We start from the raw sequence: 25346 nt of genomic DNA, 5'->3' as shown, positions 1-25346 counted from the left end.
GACCTGCCCGAGATCCCAGCGACGCCTCCTATGCCTCACTGCCACCCGGATGCGCGAGGCGGGTCAGCAGGCGCGTCAGCTGTTCGGTGTCGTCGGGGCCCAGGTCGGCGACCAGCCCTTCGGCCAGCGGCTCCGCCGCGACGTGCGCCGCGTCGAAGAGCTCCAGCCCCTCCGGGGTGATCTCCACGGCCCGTGCCCGGCGGTCCCCGGGGACGGGCCTGCGCACGGCGAGGTTCCTGCGTTCCAGGTCGTCGACGACCCGCATGATCCCCGCCTTGTCCGTCCCCGTCTCGGCCGCCAGGTCGCGCTGCACCGTGGGGCCGCGATCGACGAGCACGATCAGTACCGCGAAGTGCCGCAGCTCGATCCCGAGCGGCCGCAGCGCCTCCGACATCACCCCCGCCGCGCGCCAGTGCGCGCGGCGCAGCAGCAGCCCCAGGGCGAACGGCGAGGCGTCTCCGGGGCGGTCGCTCGCGCGCGACGCGGCGTGCCGGGAGGAAGCGTGAGCGGCCATGACGGCATCGTACCGCCGCCGAGTCACCCGATACCGTTTCACCTGAAACAGCCGCCTGCGCCCTGCCGGTACCGGCAGGGCCCTCGGGATGTGCCCCCCTTCCGAGAGGTGACCGTGTCTGCCGGATCGGCACCTTCCGAACTCTCCCGACCTCGCTTCAGGTGACCTACACACCCCCAAGGCTGATACTGCCCCTGTAGGTCTCTTGCCGGTGCGCAGTCTGCACGCGGCACTGCCTGACACCTCGTCACCACGTCTCACCCCAGCTCCGACCAGGAAAAACACCCGCCACAGGCCCGTCCACCGCTCTTCCTAGGAGATACCTTGAGGATGCTCATCAACGTTCCCGAGACCGTCGTCGCGGACGCGCTGCGCGGTATGGCGGCCGCCCATCCCGAGTTGACCGTGGATGTCGAGAACAGGGTGATCGTGCGCCGGGACGCGCCCGTGGCGGGGCAGGTCGCCCTGGTGTCGGGGGGTGGTTCCGGGCACGAGCCGCTGCACGGCGGGTTCGTGGGACCCGGGATGCTGTCGGCCGCGTGTCCGGGTGAGGTCTTCACCTCGCCGGTGCCGGACCAGATGGTGCGGGCCGCGGCAGCCGTGGACAGCGGGGCCGGGGTGCTCTTCGTCGTCAAGAACTACACCGGTGACGTGCTCAACTTCGACATGGCCGCGGAACTGGCCGAGGACGAGGGCATCCAGATCGCGAAGGTGCTCGTCAACGACGACGTGGCGGTGACGGACAGCCTCTACACGGCCGGCCGGCGCGGTACGGGGGCGACCCTGTTCGTGGAGAAGATCGCCGGGGCGGCGGCGCGGGAGGGGCGGCCGCTGGAGCAGGTGGAGGCGATCGCCCGCCGGGTCAACGACGGCTCGCGCAGTTTCGGCGTGGCGCTCAGCGCCGTCACCACGCCCGCCAAGGGCAGCCCCACCTTCGACCTGCCCGCCGGTGAGCTGGAGCTGGGCATCGGCATCCACGGGGAGCCCGGCCGGGAGCGGCGGCCGATGATGACCTCGGGCGAGATCGCCGAGGCCGCCGTGGAGGCGGTGCTGACCGACCTCGACCCGCGCAATCCCGTCCTGGTCCTGGTCAACGGCATGGGCGCGACGCCGCTGCTGGAGCTGTACGGGTTCAATGCCGAGGTGCAGCGCGTCCTCGGCGAGCGGGGCGTCGCCGTGGCCCGCACCCTCGTCGGCAACTACGTCACCTCCCTCGACATGGCCGGCGCCTCGGTCACCCTGTGCGAGATCGACGAGGAACTGCTCGCCCTGTGGGACGCGCCGGTCAGCACTCCGGGGCTGCGGTGGGGCATGTGACGGCAGGCGGGGGAAGAATCGCGACGTACCTACCAGGCAAGGAGATCCTGTGCTCGACGCCGACTTCTTCCGCCGTTGGATGACGGCGACCACGGCGCTGGTGGACCGCGACGCCGAGCGGCTCACCGCCCTCGACTCACCCATCGGCGACGCCGACCACGGCAGCAATCTGCAGCGCGGGTTCACGGCCGTGTCCGCCGCACTGGAGAAGGAGGCACCCGATACGCCCGGCGCCGTCCTCGTCCTCGCCGGACGGCAGCTCATCTCCACGGTCGGCGGTGCCTCCGGCCCGCTGTACGGCACGCTGCTGCGCCGTACCGGCAAGACGCTCGGGGACGCGGCCGAGGTGAGTGCCGGCCAGCTCGCCGAGGCGCTGCGGGCGGGGGTGGACGCCGTCCGGACGCTGGGCGGTGCCGCGCCGGGTGACAAGACCATGGTCGACGCCCTGACGCCCGCCGTGGACGCCCTGGGCGACTCGTTCGCCGCGGCCGGTGCGGCGGCCGCCGAGGGAGCCGAGGCGACGACGCCGTTGCAGGCCCGCAAGGGCAGGGCGAGCTATCTGGGCGAGCGCAGCATCGGGCACCAGGACCCGGGGGCGACCTCGGCCGCACTGCTCTTCGAGGCACTGAAGGAGACGGCCGGTGAGTGACGGGCAGCAGTCGGTGGGGATCGTCCTGGTCTCCCACAGCGCCGAGGTCGCCGCCTCCGTGGCGGAGCTGGCGAAGGCCCTGTCGGGCGGCGCCGGGGACGTGGCCGTCGCCCCGGCGGGCGGTACCGCCTCCGGCGGTTTCGGCACCAGCTCGGAACTGGTCGCGGCCGCCGCCGCGTCCGTGGACCGCGGCGCGGGGGTGGCCGTCCTCACCGACCTCGGCAGTGCGGTGCTCACCGTCAAGGCGCTGCTCGCCGAGGGCGACGAACTGCCGGACGACACCCGTCTGGTGGACGCCCCGTTCGTCGAGGGCGCGGTGGCGGCGGTCGTCACGGCCGCGACCGGGGCCGACCTGGCGGCCGTGGAGGCGGCGGCCACGGAGGCGTACTCCTACCGGAAGGCCTGAGCGGACGGTCCGGGAGCACGGCCGGGAAGCGGCGGGCACTGCGCCGGCCCCCCGGCCGGTCGCGGCCCGCTCAGTCGCCCGCCGCGAACTTCCGGGCCAGCCGCTCCCCCGCCTTCCGCGCGGCGGCCGTGTCCTCGATGGGCTCGGCCTCGCTGCCCTTGAAGACGATGTACGTCACGTCGGAGGCGACGCCGCCGCCCTCGGGGTCGGCGGGGATGTCGAGGGAGCGGGCGGCGGCGTAGGAGGCCTCGCCGATGAGGTCGCGCGGGCCGACGTCGCCCACGACGGCGTACCGCACCCGGTCTCCGTGCACGAGCGCCGCGAGGGATCCGCCGCGGACGTCGTCCTCCCGGTGGTCCCAGATGTCGCTGGGGCCGGGTACGACGACGTAGGGCAGGTGTTCCGCGTCCAGCGGGCGGCCGTCCGACTCCGTGTAGGCGGTGGACGGGCTGAACTGCGCGTCGGTGTGGCTGTTGCACCGGTCGCCGGGCCGGCCGTCGCAGTCCACGTCCAGATCGGCCTTCCAGTACACGGCGTCCCGCGTGCCGCAGACCGGGATGTCGGCCGGTGCTCCGGCGTCGTTGCGGTAGCGCCCCGGCGACACCGGGTCGCAGTCCCGGACCCTGGCCAGCAGGTCGGCGGCGCGGACGGGCCCGTCGCCCGCGCCGTGCCCGGGCCCGGCTCCGGTCCCGGAGCCGGGCCGGACCCGCGAGGGGGGCCGGGACCGGCCTGCGGGGCCGTGCGGGACGGGCCCTACCCGGACCCCGGACCGGTCCGCCCGCACGGCCCCGGGACGCTCCGGGACACCGGGCAGCAGGACGCGCGCCGACGGGCCGGCCTCCGCAGGGGGCGGGGCGGCGGGGAACGTCGTGGGGGCGAGCAGGGCGGCGCTGGCCGCGACCAGTGTGAGCGACTGGGCACGCACGGATGTGGCCTCTCCTCGGGGACATGGCAGCACTCGGCCCCATCTGTCCCCGAAACGCTCCCGGCGGCCACCTTTGCAGGGCCAGACGGTGCACACCCGCCGTCCGGCCCGTGGGCCGGGAGGCGGGCGACCGGGGGCCGGCGGGCCGGGCCTGCGACGGCTGCGGCCCCTCCGGTCGCCCGCGCCCGCGCGGGGTCGGCGACGACATCGGCCGCCACGCCATCGGCCCGTCGTCCCGGGAGAAACCGGGGAGTTGGGCCGCACGGTGCCTCGGCGTACGGAACACATCCGGACGATTGTCCTCCACGGCCCTCTTGATGTGACGCCCTCTTGATGTGACGGCACCTGGGGCGCCATATTGGTCCGGACCATTACGGGTCCTCGCCGTCGGGACGGCGCCGTTGGGAGGCAGATCCGTGCGTGACGTACCCGTTCCGGCCCTCCGGCGCCGGTGCGCCCTGCTCGGCGGGGCGCTGGTCCTGCTCACGTCCTGCGGCTGGGGTGCGGGCGAGGACGACGGCGGCGGCGGGCTGCCCGCGGTGCCCATGGGCGTCACCGCGCAGGCCGGCAGCGCGACGAGCGTGCACGTGATGTGGAACGCGGTGGACGGTGTCGAGGGCTACGAGGTGTACCGCGGCGGCACGCTGGTGAAGAAGGTGCCGGCCTCCGAGCGGATGGTGGACGTCACCCGGCTGCGCCCCTCGACGGCGTACGCCTTCACCGTGCGGGCGCGGGACGGCGACGGCCGGCTCGGACCGCGCAGCCGCGAGGTGCGGGCGACCACGCCCGCCGCGGCGACCGACGCTTCCGCCCCGGCCCCTCCGGGCGACCTGCGCGGCCGGGCGGCGGGCAGCCGGGCGGTCCAGCTGACCTGGTCGGCCGCGAAGGACGACCGCGCCGTCGTGTCCTACGACGTCTACCAGGGCGACGCGAAGGTGCACAGCGTCGGTGGCGCCCAGACGGCCGCCGTGGTCACGGGGCTGCGGCCGGGCACCCGCTACTCGTTCACCGTCCGGGCGCGGGACGCCGCCGACAACGTCTCCCCCGCCGGTGCCGCAGTCCGGCTCACCACCCCGGGCTCCGACGACGGGCACGCCACCGCGCCGACCGCGCTGCGCGCCGCCTCCCACCGGGCCGACGGGGCGTACTACCTGGATCTCTCCTGGGTACCGCCGCACACCGAGACGCCGGTGACCGAGTACCAGATCCACCTGGACGGCCGTGCGGCGACCTCGCTGGTCTACGGCGCCGACGCGCCGCGCGACAGAGCCGAGTACAGCTTCTACGCCGGACGCGAGGCCGGGGTCACCCATCGGGTGCGGATCCGGGCGCGGCTGGCCGACGGGACCTGGGGCGGCTTCTCGGCGGAGCGGAAGGTGACCACGGGCACGGGCTGACGCCGTACGGCCGCCACCCGGCGAGGGCGGGCGAAGAGCGCGTCACCTGGGCGGTCGCGCTCCGCATGCGGGCACGGCCGGTGCCCTGTTGGCTGCCAGAGGGGGCACGGGCGTTCCCGATCCCGGCGGCGCAAGGGATGTACCGCCGACCGTGCCGCCGAAAGGGCAGTCGACATGCGCATCTCATCGCCACTTCTCCGCTCGGGTGCGACCGTGGCGGCGGCCGCCGCGCTGCCCGTCCTCCTGGCCGCCGCACCGGCCCTCGCGGGGCCGGGCATCTCCGTGAGCACCACCGGGACCACCGTGTCGGTCACGACCACCGCCTGCGCCCAGCTGAACGGCAGTTGGGGCACCGCCTCGCTGCTCACCAGCAGCCAGCGGGACTTCGCGGAGGGGCGCCAGGTGGCGCTGTCCGGCAGCGGCTCGGGGCAGTCCGCGGCCTGGTCGGGGATCTCGCCCGGTACGTACACGGTGATCGTCATGTGCTCGAACAACAGCAACGCCGGCGCCCAGACCGTCATCGTCTCCTCGGCGCCCTCGCCCTCCCCCAGCCGCTCCGCCGTCCCCTCCCCGTCCGCGTCGCCGGGCGGTGTCATGGGCGGTCTCGGCGGGGCGATCCAGGACTACGGCACGGCCACCCTGGTGGCGGGCGGCGCACTGGTGGGGGCCGGCGTCATCGCCGCGGCCTGGTTCCTGCGCCGCCGCTCGAAGCCGTACCGGTTCTGAGCCGTACCGGTCCCGAGCCGTACCGGTCCTGGGCCGTGTCCGCGCCGACGCCGTACCGACCGCGGTCCCGCGCCGGGCTCCGTCCGGGTGCCCCCACCGCCTTGGCCGCGGTCAGGCCGGTTCGTCGTGGCCCCGGTCAGGCCGGTTCGTCGCCGGGCAGTTCGGCGAACTCCGCCACCGCGTGCCTGAGCCACCCGGTCCAAAACGTCTCCAGGTCGATGCCGGCCCGCAGCACCAGGTGCCGCAGCCGGTCCTCAGTGCTGTCCCGGTCGGGTGGGAAGTCCCGCGCCTCGATCTCCTCGTACTCGGCCAACTGCCGCTCGTGCAGTTCCAGATGGCGACGCAGATCGGCCTCGACCCCGGCGGTGCCGACCACCGCGGCGGCGCGCAGCCGCAGCAGCATCGTGTCCCGCAGGGGTTTGGGGTCGTGCGGGGCGGCGGTCCAGCGGGCCAGTTCGGCGCGGCCCCCGGGCAGGACCTCGTAGGACTTCTTCTGCCCGCGGGCCGGCTGCTGGCCGGGCAGAGCGCGGATCAGGCCCTGCGCCTCCAGCTTTCCCAGCTCGCGATAGATCTGCTGGTGCGTGGCCGACCAGAAGTAGCCGATCGACCTGTCGAACCGGCGGGTCAGCTCCAGGCCCGACGACGGCTTTTCGACCAGGGCGGTGAGGATCGCGTGCGGGAGTGACATGGGCTCATCCTAGGGACGGCCCACGCGCCTCCTACAGCGCCGCCGCCAGCTCGGTGCCCTGCTTGACGGCGCGCTTGGCGTCCAGTTCGGCGGCCACGTCGGCGCCGCCGATGAGGTGCGCGCTGTGCCCAGCGGCGACCAGGTCGTCGTACAGGCGCCGGCTCGGCTCCTGGCCCGTGCACAGGACGACGGTGTCGACCTCCAGCACGGTGGACTCGTCGCCGACGGTGATGTGCAGTCCGGCGTCGTCGATACGGTCGTAGCGCACGCCCGGGACCATGGTGACGCCGCGGTGCTTCAGCTCGGTGCGGTGGATCCAGCCGGTGGTCTTGCCGAGTCCGGCGCCGACCTTCGTGGTCTTGCGCTGGAGCAGGTGGACGGTGCGCGGCGGTGCGGGCCGCTCGGGCGCGGCGAGGCCGCCGGGCGCGCGGTAGTCGGTGTCGACGCCCCAGAGGCGGAAGTACGTCGCGGGGTCCTCGTGCGCCTTGTCGCCGCCGTCGGTGAGGAACTCGGCGACGTCGAAGCCGATCCCGCCGGCGCCGAGGATCGCGACGCGTTCGCCGACGGGGGCGCCGTCGCGCAGGACGTCGAGGTAGCCGACGACGCAGGGGTGGTCGACGCCGGGGATGTCGGGCGTGCGCGGGGTGACGCCGGTGGCGACGACGACCTCGTCGTGGCCGGTGAGGTCGTCGACGCCGACGCGGGTGTTCAGGCGGACGTCGACGCCGTGGGCCGCGAGCTGGGTGCGGAAGTAGCGCAGCGTCTCGTCGAACTCCTGCTTGCCGGGGACCTTGCGGGCGACGTTCAGCTGCCCGCCGATCTCGCTCGCGGCGTCGAACAGGGTGACGTCGTGGCCGCGTTCGGCGGCGCTCACCGCGCAGGCGAGGCCGGCCGGTCCGGCGCCGACGACGGCCACGCGCTTGCGCCGCCGGGTGGGCGCGAGGACCAGCTCGGTCTCGTGACAGGCGCGCGGGTTGACCAGGCAGGAGGTGATCTGCCCGCTGAAGGTGTGGTCCAGGCAGGCCTGGTTGCAGCCGATGCAGGTGTTGATCGCCTCGGGGCGCCCGGCCGCGGCCTTGGCGACGAAGTCGGGGTCGGCGAGCATCGGGCGGGCCATCGAGACCATGTCGGCCGTGCCCTCGGCGAGCAGTGCCTCGGCCACCTCGGGCGTGTTGATGCGGTTGGTGGTGACGAGCGGGACGGACACCTCGCCCATCAGCCGCTTGGTCACCCAGGTGTAGGCGCCGCGGGGCACGGAGGTCGCGATGGTGGGGATGCGGGCCTCGTGCCAGCCGATGCCGGTGTTGATGATCGTGGCTCCGGCGGCCTCGACGGCCTTGGCGAGGGCGATCACCTCGTCGAGGGTGGAGCCGCCGGGCACCAGGTCGAGCATGGAGAGGCGGTAGACGACGATGAAGTCCTCGCCGACCGCCTCGCGCACCCGGCGGACGATCTCGACGGGGAAGCGGCAGCGGTTCTCGTACGAGCCGCCCCAGCGGTCGGTGCGGTGGTTGGTCCGGGCGGCGATGAACTCGTTGATCAGGTAGCCCTCGGAGCCCATGATCTCGACGCCGTCGTACCCGGCCTCGCGCGCCAGGCGGGCGGTGCGGACGTAGTCGTCGACGGTGCGCTCGACCTCGGCGTCGGTCATCTCGCGCGGGACGTGCGGGCTGATCGGGGCCTGGAGCGCGCTCGGGGCGACCAGGTCGGCGTGGTAGGCGTAGCGGCCGAAGTGCAGGATCTGAAGGGCGATGCGGCCGCCCTCGCGGTGCACGGCGTCGGTGACGGTCCGGTGCTGTACGGCCTCCGCCCCGGTGGTGAGCTTGGCGCCGCCGGGGTAGGGGCGGCCCTCGTCGTTGGGGGCGATGCCACCGGTGACGATCAGGCCCACGCCGCCGCGGGCCCGGGCGGCGTAGAAGGCCGCCATGCGTTCGAAGCCGCGCTCGGCCTCCTCCAGGCCGACGTGCATGGAGCCCATCAGGACCCGGTTGGGCAGCGTGGTGAAGCCCAGGTCCAGCGGGCTCAGCAGGTGCGGGTAACGGCTCATCGGGCCCTCCGTGCGCGGTGTGGTGCCTCTGTTGTAGAGGACCGCCACCCTGTTGTGCAACTAGTTGCACAACAGGGTGGCGCACACCTCACCGGCCCCGGGCCGTACGCGGAGATCCCTGGTCAGTGGCTTTCGAGACGGACGTGCAGTTCCCGCTCCTGGTCCCCCGAGGCCGTGCTCAGGTCGTGCACGGTGAACAGGGAGTCCAGCGTCGTGCGGAACCTCTCGATCGCCCAGTAGCCGCCCTGCACGTCGGCCTCCACGGACGAACCGAGCCGGGCGGGATCGCACGCCCCGCTGTGGGCGTCGGCCACGTCGAAGGTGCCGAGCCACACCGTCGGGCGCACCTCGTGGTACTCCCGGGTCGTGTCGCCCGCGTGCCGGTCGGAGGAGTAGCACGCGCACAGGGCGTCGAACACGGTCCGGGCGTCCTCCTTGCTGCATCCGCTCAGCTCCACCGAGACGGACTCCGGATGCAGTCGCTCACCGTCCATCGTGATCGCTTCCTCTCGTGGGCACCGCCGATACCCCCAGAAAAGCACCACGCGCGGCCCGGCGCGAAGCGGCCGGGTCAGCCCCGGGTGAACCGGTACGTCTTGCTGTCCGTCAGGACGCAGAAGCCCGGCGACACGACGATCACGCGCAGGGTCCCGGTACGCCGGTCGTAGTCGACGCCCTCCGCCTCGAAGCCGCCCGAGCAGGCACTGCGCAGGGGCAGCTGCCGCAGCGCGGTGACGTGCCCGGTGACGTCGCCGCCGCCGGGCGCGGCCGACAGGTCGACGCGCAGCAGCGGCTTGGTGAGGCCGAAGAGCGTGCCCTCCGGATCGTCGGAGGAGCACAGCAGCGTGGTCGCGTCCAGGAAGTCGCAGCCCTGGACGTCGCGCACGGCGTGGTCCAGGCGGACGGTGGCCGCCCGGGGCAGGTCGGCCGAGGGCGAGGTGGCGGGGTTGACCCCGGGGGTCGGGAAGACCAGGAGCCGGTCCATGGTGCCCCACTCGCCGGCCAGCATCCACTGGCCGTCCGGGGAGACGGCGGACCACGAGTTGTTCAGCGCCTCCCCGGCACTCAGCGTGTGCACGTACTCGGACCAGCGGCCGTCCGGTGCCTGCACGCGGAACATCTTCGTGTTCCCGTTGTCCCGCTGGTACGGCTCGATGTAGTGGCCGTCGTAGGTGGCGTCGGGGTCGCCGACGTGGTTCCAGCCGCGCGCGCTGAGGCCGAGGGGAACGGTGCCGATGCCGGTGTAGCGGTTGGGACTGCCCGCCGGGACCTCGACGGAGGCCAGGCCCTGGCTCTCGGTCAGCGGATCGGCACGGTCGGAGCCCACCTCCGTCCAGGAGTCGGCGGCCGGTGCGGCCGCGTGCGCCGGACCGGCGAGCGCGAGGGAGAGGGCGAGGACGGCGAGTCCGGTCAGGACGGTGTGACAACGTTGCCGGGCACGCAGGGACATGGAGGCTCCTCGGGTGGGGGGCGGCCGGGCGGGTGCGGGGCCCGGCGCACAGTCTGGACGGCTCATACCGTCATGTACAGACCAACTTCGGACGCGCTCCGGGGGTCCTCGGACGTGCCCCGGACCGCTCCGTCCGGCGGCGCCGGGGCCCGGCCGTCCGGCGATGCCCGCGCCCGGCCGTCCGTCGATGCCCCCGCCCGGCCGTCCGGCGGCCCGGCGCGCTCCGTGCGGCACTCCCCGGCCTGCGGGAAGATGCTGGGAGGAGATGGTGGAGGCTTGACGAACCGGCTCCGTTCGCGGTGGAACGCGGTAGAACAAGGAAGCCGGCATCGAAGGGCGTGCCGCGTCGGACGGCGAAGGCGGGACGTGGGATGAGTGCAGCGGGGTCTGCCGGGTTCGGGGGCGAGCCGTCGCCACGCGGCCCGGTACGGCCCAGCGGGCTGCTCGACCTGCTGAACGTGGCCTCGATCGTGCTGGACACCGAGGGACGGATCGTCCTGTGGAGCCCGCAGGCCGAGGAGCTGTTCGGGTATTCGGCGCCGGAGGCGCTCGGGCAGTACGCGGCCCGCATCATGGTCCACGAACGCCACCTCGACCTGGTCGTGAAGCTGTTCGGGGACGTCGTGAAGACCGGCCGCAGCTGGGCCGGGGCCTTCCCCATCCGGCACAAGGACGGCAGCACCCGGCTGGTCGAGTTCCGCAACATGCGGCTGCTGGACGACCGCGGGGACGTCTACGCCCTCGGGCTCGCGGCCGACCAGTCGACGGTGCGCCGGCTGGAGCGGGACGTGGCCCTGTCCACGCGGGTGGTCACGCAGTCGCCGGTCGGTCTGGCCGTCCTCGATCCCGAGCTGCGGTACGTCTCGGTCAACCCGGCTCTGGAGCGGCTGAACGGCGTCCCCGCCGAGGAGCACCTGGGCCGGACGATCAGTGATCTGCTGCCCCAGGTGGACACCGTCCCGCTGGAGGAGGCGGCGCGCCGGGTACTGGAGACCGGGGAGCCGGTCGTCGATCAGCCCGCGACCGGGCGGACCCCCGCGGACCCGGACACGGAGCACGCCTGGTCGGTGTCGCTGTACCGGCTGGAAGACGCCCTGGGCGCCGTACTGGGCGTGGCCATCTCGGTCGTCGACGTCACCGAGCAGTACCGGACGGCGGCCGAGGCCGAGGACGCGCGGCGCCGGCTGGCCGCCGTGGCGGACGCGTCCGCCCGGATCGGCACCACGCTGCAGCTGGACCGGACCGCGTACGAGCTGGCCGACGTGGCCGTGCCCGGCCTCGCCGACATCGCCGCCGTGGACCTCCTGGACGCCGTGGTGGAGGGCCGGCGCAGCACGCTGGGTCCGGCCGAGTCCGCGGTGATGAGGGCGCTGGCCGTACGCGCGGACGACGGCGCCCGGGACGCCCTGCGGGCGGCCGACCAGCCCGGCCGGGTCGCCCGGTACGGACCGGACCGCCTGGTCACCGAGTGCGTGCGCACCGGCCGTCCGGTGATGGTGGCGCGGGTGACGCGCGAGGACCTCGGACGCATCGCCCGCTCCCCGGAGGCGGCCGGACTGCTGGCCCGGGCGGGCGTGCACTCGTACCTGGCCGTGCCCCTGATCGCGCGCGGCGAGGTGCTGGGCGCCCTGGACCTGAAGCGGATCGCCAACCCGGCGTCGTTCGACGAGGACGACCTGCTGCTGGCCCGGGAACTGGCCGCCCGGGCGGCGCTGCAGATCGACAACGCCCGCTGGTACCAGAACGCCCGCGACACCGCGCTCACCCTCCAGCGCAGCCTGCTGCCGAGCCATCCGCCGGTCACGGGCGGGCTGGAGGTCGCCTCCCGCTACCAGCCGGCCGGGGGCACCAGCGAGGTCGGCGGTGACTGGTTCGACGTGATCGAGCTGGCGGGCGGCAGGACCGCCCTGGTGGTGGGCGACGTGATGGGCAGCGGCATCACGGCGGCGGCCTCCATGGGGCGGCTGCGCACCGCGACCAACACCCTGGCCGCCCTCGAAATGGACCCCGCACTGCTGCTCGGCCACCTGGAGCGGACCACGGCCGGCCTGGACCAGGCCATCGCCACCTGCCTGTACGCCGTCCACGACCCGCACCGCCGGCAGTGCCGGATCGCCAACGCCGGGCACCTGCCCCCGATCCGCCTGCGGGCGGGCCGGCCGCCCGAGCTGCTCGACCTGCCCACCGGGGTGCCGCTCGGGGTGGGTGGTGTCGCCTTCTCCACCACCACCGTCGACCTGGAGCCGGGCGACCGGCTGGTGTTCTACACCGACGGTCTGGTGGAGACGCGCCGGCAGCCGCTGGACGAGCGGCTGGACGCGCTCCTCGCCCTGCTGGAGGGCCCGGACCGCCCGCTGGAGGAGGTCTGCGACCTGCTGCTGCGCACCCTGCACGAGCCGGAGAACTCCGACGACGTGGCCCTGCTGATCGCCCGGGCCACGCCGCCGGTGCCGTGACCGCGGGTTCCGCGGCGGCAGGCGGCGAAAAGGCCGGCGGCGCAGACGGTCAGCTCCGGACGCCGACCACCACGTGGGCGTACAGCTCGGCGCAGACGGCGAGGCGGGTCGTCAGACCGGCCCGGGTGAAGGCGTCGACGGCGTCGGCCGCCTGGCGTTCGCTCGTCTCGACCAGCAGGCAGCCGCCCGGCGCCAGCCAGCCGGGCGCCGCGGACGCGACCCGGCGCAGCACGTCGAGGCCGTCGGCCCCGCCGTCGAGGGCGACCAGCGGTTCGTGGTCGCGGGCCTCGGCGGGCAGCAGGGCGACCTCGCCGGTGGGGACGTACGGCACGTTGGCCGCGAGGATCTCCACCCGGCCGCGCAGCGTGCCGGGCAGCGCGTCGAACAGGTCACCGGTGTACACCCGGCCGCCCGCGCCGGCGAGGTTGCCCCGGGCGCAGCGCACGGCGGCCGGGTCGACGTCGGCGGCGTGCACCTCGGGCCGGTCGAGGGCGGCCGCCAGGGCGGCGCCGACGGCGCCCGAACCGCAGCACAGGTCGACGACGACGCCGGCCCGCGGTGCGTGGGCCAGGGCCTCGGACACCAGGAACTCGGTGCGGCGGCGAGGCACGAAGACGCCGGGGGCGACGGTGATGCGCAGGCCGCGGAAGTCGGCCCAGCCGAGGACGAGTTCCAGGGGCAGGCCGGTGACGCGGCCCTCGACCAGTGCGGTGAGTTCCGTGGCCGTGCGGGCGGTGGTCAGCAGGAGTTCCGCCTCGTCCTCGGCGAAGACGCAGCCGGCGGCGCGCAGCGCGCGGACGACGGAGTCACGCGAGGGGAGGGACGCGGAGAAGAGGTGCGCGGGAGAAGCGGGGAGAGGCGCCCCCGAGGGCGACGCCGGGAAGGTGGGAGGCATGGAAGCCGAGAGCCTTTCGGGAACCGAAGGACGCTCTCCCGGTCACTCGCTCGCGGTGACCGCACTGCCGTGGGAGGAGAGCATCCGGGCCGACACAGCGGTAATCGGTCTCACCTCCCGGTCTCCGGCGGCCGGGGCGGTCCGCGGCCGCCGGTCACACTACCCCAATGATCAGACGGCGACGACCTCCCGCGAGCGGCCGGTGTACGCGGCGTCCGACCAAGTTGTACTGTGCAACCAGTGCGATGCGAGGAGGATCCGTGCCGGCTGCCGAGACACCCGACGAGACGGCGGTCGCCCCCGGCGCACCCCCCGCGGACGCGGCCGTGGAGACCATTCACCGGGAGATGACGGCCTTCGCCCGCCGGGCCCGTGCCTCGGCGGGGCGCATGCACCCGGAGCTGTCGCTGGTGTCGTACACGCTGCTCGGGCATCTGGAGGAGCGCGACGGCCGCCGGGCCACGGACCTGGCCGCCCACTACGCGCTGGACAAGTCCACCGTCAGCCGTCAGGTGTCGGCGCTGGAGCGCGCCGGACTGGTCGAGCGGCGGGTCGACCCGGACGACCACCGCGTGCAGGTGCTGCACCTTACGGAGGCGGGACGGCACATCCTGGGCCAGGTCACCGAGAGCCGGCGGGCCGCCTTCCGGGAGCGGCTCGCGGACTGGCGCGAGGAGGACCTGCTCCGCTTCGCCGCGTATCTGGAGCGGTACAACGCGTGGCCGGGCGCGGCCGGCGGCGAGGACGAGGACCGGGCACGGCCGCGGGACACGTACGGTTGACGGGTACGCACCGTCGACGGGTACGCACCTGCGACGGACGCGCACGGACGACGGGCACGCACAGATCACGCCGGTCGCGGGCAGGCCGCCCCGACGGGCCGAAAGGCTCCACCGCATGAACACCACCCGAGGCTTCACCGGGCGCCCGCGCGCCGCCCGGCCGGGGCTGCCGCCCGGCCAGTACGACGCGGGCGACGACTGGCCCGTGCTCTCCGCCGAGGTCACCCCCGAGATCGCGCCGTCCGACTGGACCTTCCGCGTGGGCGGTCTGGTGGCCGAGCCCAGGACCTGGGACCTGACCGGGGCCCGCGCGCTGCCGGCGTCCGGGTACGCGGGTGACATCCACTGCGTGACCGGCTGGTCGAAGTTCGGGGTGCGGTTCGGTGGCGTGTCCCTGGACGCCTTTCTGGACGCGGCGGGCCCGCTGCCGTCCGCCACGCACGCCGTCGCGCACGCACACACCGGCTACACCGCGAACCTGCCGCTCGCGGAGCTCACCGGCGGGCGCGCCTGGATCGTGTGGGAGTACGACGGCAGGCCGCTGGCCCCCGAGCACGGCGGCCCGGCCCGGCTGGTCGTTCCCCACCTGTACTTCTGGAAGAGCGTCAAGTGGATCGCCGGTCTGGAGCTCCTCGACCACGACGAGCCCGGCTTCTGGGAGCAGAACGGGTACCACGCCCGTGGCAACCCCTGGGAGGAGCAGCGGTACTCCGGTGACTGAGACGGCCACGCACACGGCAGGGGCCTCCACGCCCCCGGCACGGTTCGCCGTGCCCGGACGCATCGAGGTGAACGGCGCGGTAGCCGGGAGGTGGCAGACGGCCACGCTCACCGAGATCCGCCGCGAGACGCCCCGTGCCTCGACCTTCCGCCTCGCCGTGCCCGGCTGGGCGGGCCACCTGCCCGGCCAGCACCTGATGCTGCGGCTCACCGCCGAGGACGGCTACCGGGCGCAGCGCCACTACTCGCTGGCCTCCGCGCCGGACGAGTCCGGGCACATCGAGCTGACCCTCGACCGGGTGGCCGACGGGGAGGTGTCGGGCTGGTTCCACACGGTGGCGCGGCCCGGTGACGAGATCGAGGTGCGGGGACCGCTCAGCGGCTTCTTCGCCTGGCCGGGTGACCGGCCCGCCCTGCTCCTGGGCGCCGGCTCCGGGGTGGTGCCGCTGATGTCGATGGTGCGGCACCACCGGGCGCGGGGCCTGACGGTGCCGCTGCGGCTCCTCGTGTCCGCGCGGAGCCCCGAGGAGCTGATCTACGCCCGTGAGTACGGCGCGGAGACGACGCCCGTGTTCACCCGCACCGCGCCGGCCGGGACGCCCGTGGGACGCCTGTCCTGCGCCCATCTCGCGCCGCTCCTGGCCGAGCCGCCCGCCGGCGGCTGGGAGGCGTACGTCTGCGGGTCCAACTCCTTCGCGGAGCACGCGTCACGGCTCCTGGTGGCGGCGGGGCAGCCGGTGGACCGGATCCGGATCGAGCGTTTCGGCTGATCCCGCCCGGATCGTGAGCGAGGTCCGCAGGACGGGGTACCTGGCCTGTGCGGGCACTCGCACACGTGGCGCGACACGAAGGCGCGGCGGCCTCCCCCGCGTCCCCTGGCCGTCCGTCCGCCCCTCGGGTCGCGGTGAACGCGGGGAGGTCGACATGCGAACCCGGGTACGCGGCCGGCGCCGGCCGCGCAATCCGCTGCGGCGCCGGTCGGACGTCGTGGAGGCGTGGACCACGGTCCTGTTCACCCTGTTGCTGTTCGTGGGCGCGCCGCTGCTCGGGGCCGCCACGGCCTGGTGGGGCTACGGCCAGGCCCAGGCGATCGTCGCCGAGCAGCGGGCGGAGCGGCGGCACGTGCGTGCCGAGGTGGTCGAGAGGGTCTCGGAAAGTCTGCCGACGGGGGAGCTGGGCGGGCAGCACTCGTACCGTGCGACCGTCCACTGGAAGGCGCCGGACGGCTCGCGGGAGAGCACCACGGCACGGGTGCCGGCCGGTGCTCGCGACGGTGACGCGGTCGACGTGTGGCTGGACTCTCGCGGCCGGAGCGTGCCGCCGCCGTCGGACGGTGCCGAGATCTGGCAGCACAGCGCCACCGTCGGCTCGTTCACCGCCATCGGGACGGGGCTCACGGTGTTCCTCGCGCACCGGGCGGTGCGCGGGGTGGCGCTGCGTCGGCGCATGGCGGAGTGGGACCGCGACTGGGCGCTCACCGAGCCGCAGTGGTCGCACCGCCGGGCCTGAGCGCCCCGTGCGCGGTGGTGCCTGCGGCCGGACCTGGCGGGCTCTTCGCACGCTCACGTACGGTGTGATCATCTGCACGGTCTGGCACGACTCCCCGCAAAGGCGGTTCTCGATGGCCCTGTTCGACCTTCCGCTCGACGAACTCCACGCGTACCGCAGCGCGTCGGCCGAGCCCGAGGACTTCGACGCGTTCTGGAGCAAGACGCTCGCGGAGGCGCGCGAGCACGATCTGGACGCCCGCTTCGAACCGGTCGAGACGGGGCTGTCCACGGTGCGGGTGTACGACGTGACGTTCGCCGGGTTCGGCGGTCACCCGGTGAAGGGCTGGCTGACCGTGCCCGCCGCGGCGGCCGAGCCGTTGCCGCTGGTGGTGGAGTTCGTCGGGTACGGCGGCGGGCGCGGGCTGCCGCACGAGCACCTGCTGTGGGCGTCCTCGGGCCGGGCGCACTTCGTGATGGACACCCGCGGCCAGGGCAGCGCCTGGGGCGGTGGCGGCGGAACGCCGGACCCGGTCGGCGGCACGCCCGCCTACCCGGGGTTCATGACCCGCGGTCTGGACGCCCCCGAGAACTACTACTACCGCCGGGTCTTCACCGACGCCGTGCGCGCGGTCGAGGCGGCGCGCTCCCACCCGCTGACCGACGCGTCCCGCACGGTCGCGCTGGGCGCCAGCCAGGGCGGCGGCATCACGATAGCGGTGGGCGGTCTGGTGCCGGATCTGGTCGCGGTCGCGCCCGACGTGCCGTTCCTGTGCGACTTCCCCCGCGCCACCACGCTCACCGACCGGCATCCCTACCGTGAGGTCGGGCTGTACCTCAAGACGCACCGCGGCCGGACCGAGGACGCGCTGCGCACGCTGTCGTACTTCGACGGCGTGCACTTCGCGGCGCGGGGCCGGACCCCCGCCCTGTTCTCGGCCGCGCTGGAGGACCAGACCTGCCCGCCGTCGACCGTTTTCGCCGCGTTCAACGCCTGGACGCACGAGGACAAGAGGATCGAGGTGTACGACTTCAACGACCACGAGGGGGGCGGGCCGTTCCAGGAGGCCGCGAAGCTGCGCTGGCTGAGCCGTCACGCCTGAGGTCCGTGGGTGGTGTTTCGGCCGATCCGGCGGTCCGGGCTTCCCAGCTGGTTTAGACCAATGGTAATTCTGGTGGCGCACCGAGCCCGCGCGGCTACCGTACGTCATCAACAGGAGGCGCGGCATGGCCCGCACCACCCCCCAGGACCAGTCCCCCGCCGATGCCCGGCCGCCCCTGTACCGGCGGGTGGCGGACCAACTGCTCGGCGAGTTGCGCGACGGGACCGCCCCGCCGGGCGAACGGCTGCCGGGTGAGCGCCGGCTCGCGGAGCACTTCGGGGTCAGCCGGGAGACCGTGCGCCAGGCGCTGGACGTGCTGCGCCGCGAGGGCCTGCTCACCACCGACCGGCGGGGCAGTCACGTCGCCCTGCCCGGGCCGCCGACCGCGAGCCCGGCGCCCCTCGTCTTCCCGGTCGGTGCCCGGGCGGCGGAGCCCCGTACCGGGGACCGGGCCACCGTCGTCTGGGCGGCGCCGCCTCCCGAGCACGCGGCGGCGCTGGGACTGGTGCCGGGACGGCCGACCCTGATGCACCGCTTCACGTCGGCGGCGGCCGGAGGAAGCGGCACGCGGACGGCGGTGACATCGTTTTCCGCCGTGGCGCTCGCCGAGGTCGAGGAACTGGCACGCTACCGGGACCGCGCCGACGGCGTCGCCTGCGCGCAACTGCGCCGGGCCTACGACTGGATGCGCACGGCGGGCCTGACGCTGCACCACCGGGACACCATCACCCTCCAGCCCGACGCCGCGTCGGTACGGGTCGTGCGGCGGGTGCACGACCAGTACGCGCGGCCGCTGGAGATCACGGACCTCCTGGTGGACACCCGACGGGACGCCCTGGTCTACGAGTTCACCCTGCCGGCGGCCGGCTGAGGGCGGCCTGCCCGGGCCGCCGGGCCACGACGAGCCGGACCCGGGGGCTGCCGTCGGGCCGGCGGCCGAACTCCGGCAGGGCGTGCAGGTCGGCCCGGAATCCGGCGCGGGACAGCGCACGGCCCGCGTCGCCGAGCCGGAACGTGCGGTAGTACATGACGAACGGAGGCCGCCACAGCGCGTTGCGCACCCGCATCGCCGCGTCGAAGCCGAGCAGCGTCCAGTACCCCGCCGAGCCGGGCCGGGGCGGCGCGACGACCGGGAAGGCGAAGCAGCCGCCGGGGCGGAGCACGGAGCGCACCCGGCCGAACAGGCCCGGCAGTTCACGCGGCAGGAAATGCCCGAACGCCCCGAAGCTCACCACCAGGTCGAAGGCGGGGCCGAACGGCAGGGCGCGGGCGTCCGCACGCACCCAGGAGACCGCCGGGGCAGGCGGCAGGGTCCGGGCGCGCGCGACCTCCAGCATGCCCGCGCTGAAGTCGACCCCGGTCACGCGCTCCCGGCACACCCGGGCCAGGACGTCCACGCCGGCGCCGGTGCCGCAGCACAGGTCGAGGCCGGCGGCGAAGGGTCCCATCGGCTCCAGCGCGCGGGCGACGGCGTCCAGCAGCCGGTCGGGCGTCCGGTAGGGGGTGTGGTCGAACTTCGGCGCGAGCAGGTCGTAGCCCCGCTCGACCGACGACAGCGCCTGGACGGCGAGTTCGCGCAGGGTGGGGCCTTCGGGGCTGAACATCCGGTCAGCCTAGGGCTTGTCCGGCGGACCCGGCGGACCCGGTGGGCGCGCGGCGCCCGTCGAGCACGGCGAGCACGCGCTCGCACCAGCGGGCGTTATCCCGCTCGAAGGTGATCCCGGCGGCCAGGGTGAGGTAGGGCCCGACCCGGTCCGCCTCCCTCAGGTGCTCCTCCTCGGAGCGGCCGCCCAGGAGACGTTCCCGCACCCGCTCGTAGCGGGCGAGCTTGCCCAGCGCCCAGGCCCTGCGCTCCTCGACCAGCGCGCGGACGACGTCCGGGGCGACGCCGTCCATCGCCTGCATCTTGATCAGGAACTCGTCGCGGACGGCGGTGGGCCGCCGGGTCGGCTCGGCGGCGAAGGCGCCCAGCTGCTCCCGGCCGGCCGCGGTGAGCGAGAACAGCCTCTTGGTGGGCCTGCGTTCCTGCGGCACGGTCCGGGCCTCGATGAGTCCGTCGCCCGCGAGGCGCTCCAGCTCCCGGTAGAGCTGCTGCGGTGTGGCGGGCCAGAAGTTGGCGAGTGACACGTCGAACACCTTGGACAGCTCGTAGCCCGAGGCCTCGCCCTCCAGCAGAGCGGCCAGGACGGCGTACTTGAGAGACATGTCGACACGCTAGCAAGCGGCGGCCGAGGCGACTACTCTACTCCACACCTATTCAAATAGTTCAGTATGAGGGAGTGGCGATGCGGGCATTCCGCGAGGCGGTCGAGGCACACGACCTGGACGCCGTCGAAGCACTGCTGGCCGACGACGTGGTCTTCTCCAGCCCCGTCGTCTTCAAGCCCTATCGGGGCAAGGCGATCACGGCGGCGATCCTGCGCGCGGTCGAGCGGGTCTTCGAGGACTTCCGCTACGAGCGCGTCATCGGCGAGGCGGACGGTCGCGACCACGCGCTGCTCTTCACGGCACGGGTGGGCGACCGCGAGATCGGCGGCTGCGACTTCCTGCACCTGGACGCGTCCGGCCGCATCGCCGAACTGACGGTGATGGTCCGTCCGTTGTCGGGCGCCCAGACCCTCCAGGCCGCCATGGCGGCGCAGTTCGAGCGGGTCGCGCAAGAAGCGGCGGAGGCCGGGGCGCGTTCGGCCGACTGACCCCGGCGGGCACGTGCGGAACACGTGTGAGCACGTGCGGAAGAGGAATGCCGCACGTGCGGGGCGCGTGCGGAAGAGGAACGCGGCACGTGCGGAGGCGGGAACAAGCACCTGACCGGCCGTGTTGCAGGGGTCGGGACCTCGCTGGTCCCGCCCCACCGCCACGGCACCGCATCCCGTGGTACGGTGCGGACAGCACTTGTGTACGCCCCTTCGTTCGGGGCGCCGGTGCCAGTTTCCCTTCGGTTCGCGGACCCGCCCGTCCTGGTGCGACCGGCTCGTCCGCTTCTCAGTACGACCTCACCAGCGGGATTCTCGTCCCCGCCCGGTCCGAGGCGCTGTTCCCCGCCGTCCGGAGGCGTGTCGTCCGACCCCTCGCGCGGCTTCCCCCCTTCCCTCCGCATGTTCCATGCCCGTGTCCTCGAAAGGACCGACCACCATGACCACCACACTCGAACACCCCCCTGCCCAGCAGTCCCCGGCCGAGATCGCGAGCGGTGTCCTCGACATCGAAGCGGGCGGCAAGGGGCGTCTGCGCGGCAAGAGCCTGCACGCCGAACCCACCGACCCCGTCCTCCCGGCCGCGTTGATCCGCCGGCACGGGCTGCGCAGGGGCGACCTCGTCGAGGGGGTGCGCGGCGACCGGCTCACCCTGAGCGACGTCGTCCGCGTCAACGGCCGCTCCCCCGGCCGGCCGGGCGCACGGCGGCACTTCGCCGACCTGACCCCGCTGCACCCGCACGAGCGGTTGCGGCTCGAACACCCGGCGGCGGGCCTCACCGGGCGCGTCACCGACCTGATGGCCCCCGTCGGCAAGGGTCAGCGCGGCCTGATCGTCGCGCCGCCCAAGACCGGCAAGACCGTCCTCCTCCAGCAGATCGCGGCCGCGGTGGCCGGCAACCACCCCGAGTCCCGCCTGATGGTGGTGCTGCTCGACGAACGCCCCGAGGAAGTCACCGACATGCGGCGCTCCGTACGGGGCGAGGTGTACGCCTCGACCTTCGACCGGAGCGCCAAGCAGCACATCGCGCTCGCCGAGCTGGTGATCGAGCGGGCCAAGCGGCTCGTCGAGGCCGGGGAGGACGTCGTCGTCCTCCTCGACTCCCTCACCCGGCTGTGCAGGGCGCACAACAACGCCGCCTCGTCCGGCGGCCGCACGCTGAGCGGCGGCGTGGACGCGGGGGCACTGCTGGGTCCCAAGCGGTTCTTCGGCGCGGCCCGCACCGCCGAGGAGGGCGGCTCCCTCACCATTCTCGCCACCGCCCTGGTGGAGACCGGCTCACGTGCCGACGACTTCTACTTCGAGGAGCTCAAGGGCACCGGCAACATGGAGCTGCGGCTGAACCGCGAGCTCGCCTCCCGCCGGGTCTTCCCGGCCGTGGATCTGACCGGCTCCGGCACCCGGCGCGAGGAACTCCTGCTGTCCGCCGCCGAGACGACCGCCGTGCGCGGGCTGCGGCGAGCCCTGGGGACCCGCGACGGGCAGTCCGGCGTGGAGACCCTGCTGGAGCGGCTGCGCCGGACGCCGGACAACGCCACCTTCCTGCGGCAGGTGCAGCCGACCCTGCCCGCCGGCTGACTCCGCGCTTCCGGACTGCCGCCACGGCGTTCCCACCGGCCCGTCGCTACGGCATCCGGGTGCTCGCGGGCGCGACCCGGCCCGGTCAGCGTGGCGGTTCGGGGCCCCGTTCCTACGTTTGCGGTATGACTATCGGATTCTCATCCCGGGCGGTTCGATCCACCTGCTTGCTCTGCGTGGCGGGCCTGCTGACGCTCGTGCCCGCCGCCGCGGCAGCCCGTCCGGGACGGCCGGACCCCCTCCCGCCCGGCGGCACGACGGCGCGGACGTCGCCGCTGTACCGCTCGGGTACGCAGGTCCGGCCGCACCCCGGGGCGCCCCGGGTCCCCGAAGTCTCCGCCCTGTCCTGGGTCGTGGCCGACGCCGGCACGGGCGACGTGCTGGCGGCGAACGACGCGCACCGCAGGCTGCCGCCGGCCAGCACCCTCAAGACGCTGTTCGCCCTCACGGTGCTGCCGGCGCTGCCGGGCGGCCTCCACCACACGGTCAGCACCGAGGACCTGTCCGGGATCGGCCCGGGCAGCAGCCTGGTCGGTGTCGTCGAGGGGCAGACCTACCGGGTCTCCGACCTGTGGAACGGCGTCTTCCTCAACTCGGGCAACGACGCCGTGCACGTCCTCGCCTCGCTGACCGGCGGCTGGAGCGCCACCGCCGCCCGGATGCAGGCCGTGGCCCGTGCGCTCGGCGCCCGCGACACCCATGTCAGCTCACCCGACGGGTACGACGCCCCCGGGCAGGTCTCCTCGGCGTACGACCTGGCCGTCTTCGGCCGGGCCGGGCTGCGGCGGCCCGACTTCGCCCGGTACTGCGCCACGGTCGACGCGCTGTTTCCGGGGCGCGACGGGGGTGCGTACGGGATCATGAACACCAACCGGCTGCTCACCGGGGCCGACGGGGTGGCGCCGTACCCGGGGATGATCGGCGTCAAGAACGGCTACACCAGCAACGCCGGCAACACGCTCGTCGCCGCCGCCCGCCGCGACGGGCGGACCCTGGTCGTCACGGTGATGAACCCTCAGGACGGCGGCGGTCACGCCGTGTACGAGGAGGCCCGTGCGCTGCTCGACTGGGGTTTCGAGGCGGACGGGGAGGTGGATCCGGTGGGCTCGCTCGTTCCGGAGAGCGGCCGGCCCCGGCAGGGACCGCAGGCGGCGCCGGCGGTGACGGCCGCGGCGAAGCCCGCCGGGGACGGGCCGGGCTGGCCCGGGACCGGCGCGATCGCGGGTGCCGCGGTCCTCGGCGCGGCCGTCGTGGCGCTCGTCCTGCGGCTCAGGCTCGTACGCGACGAGGGGAGTTGACGGCCGCGTCCGGTCCGGTCAGAACACCGACGACTCGCTCAGAACACCGACAGTCCGGTCAGGGTCGTGAAGCGGTCCAGGGCCGCCACCCCGGCGACCGAGTTGCCCCGCTCGTCCAGGCCGGGGCTCCACACGCACAGCGTGCAGTGGCCCGGCACGACCGCGATGATGCCGCCGCCGACCCCGCTCTTGCCCGGCAGGCCCACCCGGTGCGCGAAGTCGCCGGCCGCGTCGTAGGTGCCGCAGGTCAGCATCACCGCGTTGACCTGCTTGGCCCGGCTGCGGCTGAGCAGCCGGGTGCCGTCGGCCCGGATGCCGTGCCGGGCGAGGAAGCCCGTCGCCAGGGCCAGGTCGGCGCAGGAGGCGGCGACGGAGCACTGGCGGAAGTACTGCTCCAGGAGCACCGGTACGGGGTTGTCGATGTTGCCGTAGGACGCCATGAAGTGGGCGAGGGCGGCGTTCCGGTCGCCGTGCGCGGCTTCGGAGGCGGCGACCTCCTCGTCGTAGGTCAGATCCGGGTTGCCGCTCTCCGCGCGCAGGAACGCGAGCAGTTCACCGGCCGCGTCGCCGGTCCGGGTGTGCAGCCGGTCGGTGACGACGAGGGCGCCCGCGTTGATGAACGGGTTGCGCGGGATGCCGTTCTCGTACTCCAGTTGCACCAGGGAGTTGAACGGGTTGCCGGACGGTTCCCGGCCCACGTGCTCCCACAGGGCGTCGCCCTCCCTGGCCAGGTCGAGCGCGAGGGTGAAGACCTTGGTGATGGACTGCGCGGAGAACGGCTCCCGCCAGTCCCCCACGCCGTACACCGTGCCGTCCGGTTCGGCGACGGCCATGCCGAAGCGGCGCGGGTCGAGGGCGGCGAGCGCCGGGATGTAGTCCGCGGGCCGGCCGCTGCCCGGCGTCCGCTCGATCTCCTCGGCGATGCGTTCCAGGACCGGCCGGAAGGTCGTCGGTGTGCTCATGAACGCCATTCTCCCCTCGGGCCGGGCCGGGCGCCGGAGGGGCCAGCGGGAGGACCCCCGCCCGGCGGTGGTGCTGGCCACACCCCGGTTTCGGGGGCGGACGCCATTCTTCGGCCGGTGTCCCGTTCACATACTCGAGTACATGGTCAATTCAACGGTGCTCGTCGAGAGCCGGCCCTCGGGCGCACAGGGGAAGAGCCGCGACAAGGGGAGCGACTTCTCCGAACTGTCACGGCGCATTGCCGACGCGGGGCTGCTCAGGCGCCGCCCGCTCTACTACACGGTGCGGTTCGGCGCGGTCGCCCTCGCGCTCGCGGGCGGTGTCGCCGCGTTCGTCGCCCTGGGGGACAGCTGGAGCCAGTTGTTCGTCGCGGTCGCACTCGCCGTCGTCTTCGGCCAGCTCGGGCTCGCGGCCCACGACCTCGCCCACCGGCAGGTCTTCTCCCGCCGGCGCCCCAGCGAGGCGGGCGGTCTGCTGGTGGCCGACCTGCTGCTCGGCATGAGCTACGGCTGGTGGATGAACAAGCACACCCGCCACCACGCCAATCCCAACCACGAGGAGAAGGACCCGGACGTCTCCCCCGACATCCTGGTGTGGTCCCGGGGGCAGGCGAGCCGGGCGACCGGGCTGCCGCGTTTCGTCGGCAAGCACCAGGCCGCCCTGTTCTTCCCGCTGCTGACGCTGGAGGGGCTGAACCTGAGCTTCAACAGCTTCAAGGCGCTGGGCGGCCGGGCCGTGAAGCGTCCGGTCCTGGAGGGCACGCTGCTCGTCGCCCACTTCGCGGTGTACTTCGGCGGTCTGTTCACGGTCCTCTCCCCCGGCAAGGCGCTCGCCTTCCTCGCCGTGCACCAGGGGCTGTTCGGCATCTACCTGGGTTCGGTCTTCGCGCCCAACCACAAGGGCATGCCGATGATCGAGGAGGGCACCCGGCTGGACTTCCTGCGCCGTCAGGTCCTGACCTCCCGCAACGTGCGGGGCGGCGCGCTCGTGGACGCCTACATGGGTGGCCTGAACTACCAGATCGAGCACCACCTCTTCCCCAGCATGCCGACCCCCGCCCTCGGCCGGGCCCAGGCCATCACCGAGGCGTACTGCGCCGAGCTGGGCGTGCCGTACCACCAGACGGGGCTGCTGGCCTCGCACCGCGAGGCACTGCGCCACATGCGCAGCGTCGGGGAGCCGCTGCGCGCCGCCGGCTGAGCGGCCGCGGTCCCACGGTCGGCTGCCCGGGCCGCACGGCGGTCCCGG

The 25346-nt window shown here is 74.1% G+C and carries 26 protein-coding genes; 16 read left to right on the top strand and 10 right to left on the bottom strand.

Translation table 11 applies throughout. The annotated features are described in order from the left end of the window. Nucleotides 1-28: 28 nt before the first annotated feature. Nucleotides 29-514, bottom strand: coding sequence for a MarR family winged helix-turn-helix transcriptional regulator (locus tag ACIBCJ_RS28195; protein ID WP_362510059.1), 486 nt, complete (start codon nucleotides 512-514; stop codon nucleotides 29-31). Between the two features lie 324 nt (nucleotides 515-838). Between ACIBCJ_RS28195 and dhaK the strand changes: the two genes are divergently transcribed. Genes dhaK through ACIBCJ_RS28180 form a run of 3 tightly spaced genes read left to right on the top strand, consistent with a single transcriptional unit; the run spans nucleotide 839 to nucleotide 2886 of the window. Further along, nucleotides 839-1831, top strand: coding sequence for a dihydroxyacetone kinase subunit DhaK (dhaK, locus tag ACIBCJ_RS28190; protein WP_362095920.1), 993 nt, complete (start codon nucleotides 839-841; stop codon nucleotides 1829-1831). A 49-nt stretch (nucleotides 1832-1880) separates the two neighbouring features. After that, nucleotides 1881-2480: a dihydroxyacetone kinase subunit DhaL gene (gene dhaL / locus ACIBCJ_RS28185; protein WP_362095923.1), complete on the top strand. Its 600-nt coding sequence runs from the start codon at nucleotides 1881-1883 to the stop codon at nucleotides 2478-2480. Continuing rightward, nucleotides 2473-2886, top strand: coding sequence for a PTS fructose transporter subunit IIA (locus ACIBCJ_RS28180; protein ID WP_362095926.1), 414 nt, complete (start codon nucleotides 2473-2475; stop codon nucleotides 2884-2886). Before dhaL ends, ACIBCJ_RS28180 begins: the two co-directional genes overlap by 8 nt. A gap of 70 nt (nucleotides 2887-2956) precedes the next feature. On the opposite strand, the gene ACIBCJ_RS28175 is transcribed toward ACIBCJ_RS28180, so the two are convergent. Beyond that, nucleotides 2957-3811, bottom strand: a complete 855-nt coding sequence (locus ACIBCJ_RS28175; RefSeq protein ID WP_365979845.1) for a glycoside hydrolase family 75 protein — start codon at nucleotides 3809-3811, stop codon at nucleotides 2957-2959. 416 nt (nucleotides 3812-4227) lie between these two features. Here ACIBCJ_RS28175 and ACIBCJ_RS28170 point away from each other — a divergent pair, with 416 nt between their 5' ends. Continuing rightward, complete coding sequence (locus tag ACIBCJ_RS28170; RefSeq protein WP_365979844.1) at nucleotides 4228-5208, top strand: fibronectin type III domain-containing protein; 981 nt, start codon at nucleotides 4228-4230, stop codon at nucleotides 5206-5208. Between the two features lie 174 nt (nucleotides 5209-5382). Continuing rightward, nucleotides 5383-5934, top strand: a complete 552-nt coding sequence (locus ACIBCJ_RS28165; RefSeq protein WP_362510050.1) for a hypothetical protein — start codon at nucleotides 5383-5385, stop codon at nucleotides 5932-5934. A gap of 136 nt (nucleotides 5935-6070) precedes the next feature. Here ACIBCJ_RS28165 and ACIBCJ_RS28160 read toward each other — a convergent pair whose 3' ends face one another. The 4 genes from ACIBCJ_RS28160 to ACIBCJ_RS28145 form a co-directional block, all read right to left on the bottom strand. Continuing rightward, nucleotides 6071-6622, bottom strand: a complete 552-nt coding sequence (locus ACIBCJ_RS28160; RefSeq protein WP_362510047.1) for a PadR family transcriptional regulator — start codon at nucleotides 6620-6622, stop codon at nucleotides 6071-6073. Between the two features lie 31 nt (nucleotides 6623-6653). Then, nucleotides 6654-8669: an NADPH-dependent 2,4-dienoyl-CoA reductase gene (locus tag ACIBCJ_RS28155; RefSeq protein WP_365979843.1), complete on the bottom strand. Its 2016-nt coding sequence runs from the start codon at nucleotides 8667-8669 to the stop codon at nucleotides 6654-6656. A gap of 122 nt (nucleotides 8670-8791) precedes the next feature. Continuing rightward, the gene (locus ACIBCJ_RS28150) at nucleotides 8792-9163 is read right to left on the bottom strand and encodes a hypothetical protein (RefSeq protein WP_362095941.1); all 372 of its coding nucleotides are present in this window, start codon (nucleotides 9161-9163) and stop codon (nucleotides 8792-8794) included. 77 nt (nucleotides 9164-9240) lie between these two features. Beyond that, the gene (locus ACIBCJ_RS28145) at nucleotides 9241-10119 is read right to left on the bottom strand and encodes a hypothetical protein (RefSeq protein ID WP_362510039.1); all 879 of its coding nucleotides are present in this window, start codon (nucleotides 10117-10119) and stop codon (nucleotides 9241-9243) included. 371 nt (nucleotides 10120-10490) lie between these two features. Here ACIBCJ_RS28145 and ACIBCJ_RS28140 point away from each other — a divergent pair, with 371 nt between their 5' ends. Then, the gene (locus ACIBCJ_RS28140) at nucleotides 10491-12575 is read left to right on the top strand and encodes a SpoIIE family protein phosphatase (protein ID WP_365979842.1); all 2085 of its coding nucleotides are present in this window, start codon (nucleotides 10491-10493) and stop codon (nucleotides 12573-12575) included. A 49-nt stretch (nucleotides 12576-12624) separates the two neighbouring features. Here ACIBCJ_RS28140 and ACIBCJ_RS28135 read toward each other — a convergent pair whose 3' ends face one another. Further along, nucleotides 12625-13470 (bottom strand): putative protein N(5)-glutamine methyltransferase, encoded by an 846-nt coding sequence (locus ACIBCJ_RS28135; RefSeq protein WP_365979841.1) that lies wholly within the window; start codon nucleotides 13468-13470, stop codon nucleotides 12625-12627. A 260-nt stretch (nucleotides 13471-13730) separates the two neighbouring features. Here ACIBCJ_RS28135 and ACIBCJ_RS28130 point away from each other — a divergent pair, with 260 nt between their 5' ends. The 6 genes from ACIBCJ_RS28130 to ACIBCJ_RS28105 all read left to right on the top strand — a co-directional run bounded on the left by ACIBCJ_RS28130 (nucleotide 13731) and on the right by ACIBCJ_RS28105 (nucleotide 18433). Further along, the gene (locus ACIBCJ_RS28130; RefSeq protein WP_362095952.1) at nucleotides 13731-14252 is read left to right on the top strand and encodes a MarR family winged helix-turn-helix transcriptional regulator; all 522 of its coding nucleotides are present in this window, start codon (nucleotides 13731-13733) and stop codon (nucleotides 14250-14252) included. 115 nt (nucleotides 14253-14367) lie between these two features. Continuing rightward, complete coding sequence (locus ACIBCJ_RS28125) at nucleotides 14368-14973, top strand: sulfite oxidase-like oxidoreductase (RefSeq protein ID WP_365979840.1); 606 nt, start codon at nucleotides 14368-14370, stop codon at nucleotides 14971-14973. Then, nucleotides 14966-15742, top strand: coding sequence for a ferredoxin reductase (locus ACIBCJ_RS28120; protein ID WP_365979839.1), 777 nt, complete (start codon nucleotides 14966-14968; stop codon nucleotides 15740-15742). Before ACIBCJ_RS28125 ends, ACIBCJ_RS28120 begins: the two co-directional genes overlap by 8 nt. 154 nt (nucleotides 15743-15896) lie before the next feature. Continuing rightward, entirely contained in the window at nucleotides 15897-16481 is a 585-nt protein-coding gene (locus ACIBCJ_RS28115) for a hypothetical protein (RefSeq protein ID WP_365979838.1), read from the top strand. Nucleotides 16482-16593: 112 nt separating this feature from the next. Next, nucleotides 16594-17562 carry an acetylxylan esterase gene (locus tag ACIBCJ_RS28110; protein WP_362095961.1) on the top strand — a complete coding sequence of 323 codons (969 nt, stop codon included), beginning with the start codon at nucleotides 16594-16596 and terminating at the stop codon, nucleotides 17560-17562. A gap of 124 nt (nucleotides 17563-17686) precedes the next feature. Further along, nucleotides 17687-18433 (top strand): GntR family transcriptional regulator, encoded by a 747-nt coding sequence (locus ACIBCJ_RS28105; protein ID WP_365979837.1) that lies wholly within the window; start codon nucleotides 17687-17689, stop codon nucleotides 18431-18433. Here ACIBCJ_RS28105 and ACIBCJ_RS28100 read toward each other — a convergent pair. Both ACIBCJ_RS28100 and ACIBCJ_RS28095 read right to left on the bottom strand, forming a co-directional pair. Next, the gene (locus tag ACIBCJ_RS28100) at nucleotides 18411-19166 is read right to left on the bottom strand and encodes a class I SAM-dependent methyltransferase (protein WP_365979836.1); all 756 of its coding nucleotides are present in this window, start codon (nucleotides 19164-19166) and stop codon (nucleotides 18411-18413) included. The two genes, ACIBCJ_RS28105 and ACIBCJ_RS28100, sit on opposite strands and share 23 nt — an antisense overlap. Nucleotides 19167-19170: 4 nt before the next feature. Further along, nucleotides 19171-19767 (bottom strand): PadR family transcriptional regulator, encoded by a 597-nt coding sequence (locus ACIBCJ_RS28095; protein WP_362095970.1) that lies wholly within the window; start codon nucleotides 19765-19767, stop codon nucleotides 19171-19173. 80 nt (nucleotides 19768-19847) lie between these two features. Between ACIBCJ_RS28095 and ACIBCJ_RS28090 the strand changes: the two genes are divergently transcribed. The 3 genes from ACIBCJ_RS28090 to ACIBCJ_RS28080 all read left to right on the top strand — a co-directional run bounded on the left by ACIBCJ_RS28090 (nucleotide 19848) and on the right by ACIBCJ_RS28080 (nucleotide 23135). Beyond that, a complete protein-coding gene (locus ACIBCJ_RS28090) occupies nucleotides 19848-20258 on the top strand; it encodes a nuclear transport factor 2 family protein (RefSeq protein ID WP_365979835.1) in 411 nt (136 codons plus the stop codon). Nucleotides 20259-20697: 439 nt separating this feature from the next. After that, entirely contained in the window at nucleotides 20698-21837 is a 1140-nt protein-coding gene (gene rho, locus ACIBCJ_RS28085; RefSeq protein ID WP_365979834.1) for a transcription termination factor Rho, read from the top strand. Nucleotides 21838-21962: 125 nt separating this feature from the next. Then, on the top strand, nucleotides 21963-23135 hold the full coding sequence (locus ACIBCJ_RS28080) for a serine hydrolase (RefSeq protein WP_365979833.1): 1173 nt from the start codon (nucleotides 21963-21965) through the stop codon (nucleotides 23133-23135). A 38-nt stretch (nucleotides 23136-23173) separates the two neighbouring features. Here ACIBCJ_RS28080 and ACIBCJ_RS28075 read toward each other — a convergent pair whose 3' ends face one another. Then, the gene (locus tag ACIBCJ_RS28075; RefSeq protein WP_365979832.1) at nucleotides 23174-24106 is read right to left on the bottom strand and encodes a glutaminase; all 933 of its coding nucleotides are present in this window, start codon (nucleotides 24104-24106) and stop codon (nucleotides 23174-23176) included. A 133-nt stretch (nucleotides 24107-24239) separates the two neighbouring features. Here ACIBCJ_RS28075 and ACIBCJ_RS28070 point away from each other — a divergent pair, with 133 nt between their 5' ends. Then, nucleotides 24240-25298 (top strand): acyl-CoA desaturase, encoded by a 1059-nt coding sequence (locus ACIBCJ_RS28070; RefSeq protein WP_365979831.1) that lies wholly within the window; start codon nucleotides 24240-24242, stop codon nucleotides 25296-25298. The last annotated feature ends 48 nt before the right edge of the window (nucleotides 25299-25346 follow it).

This window comes from Streptomyces sp. NPDC051136 (assembly GCF_044455745.1).
Lineage (GTDB): Bacteria > Actinomycetota > Actinomycetes > Streptomycetales > Streptomycetaceae > Streptomyces.
The sequence above is the reverse complement of the archived record's forward strand: the minus strand, read 5'-3'. Positions and strand labels throughout refer to the sequence as shown.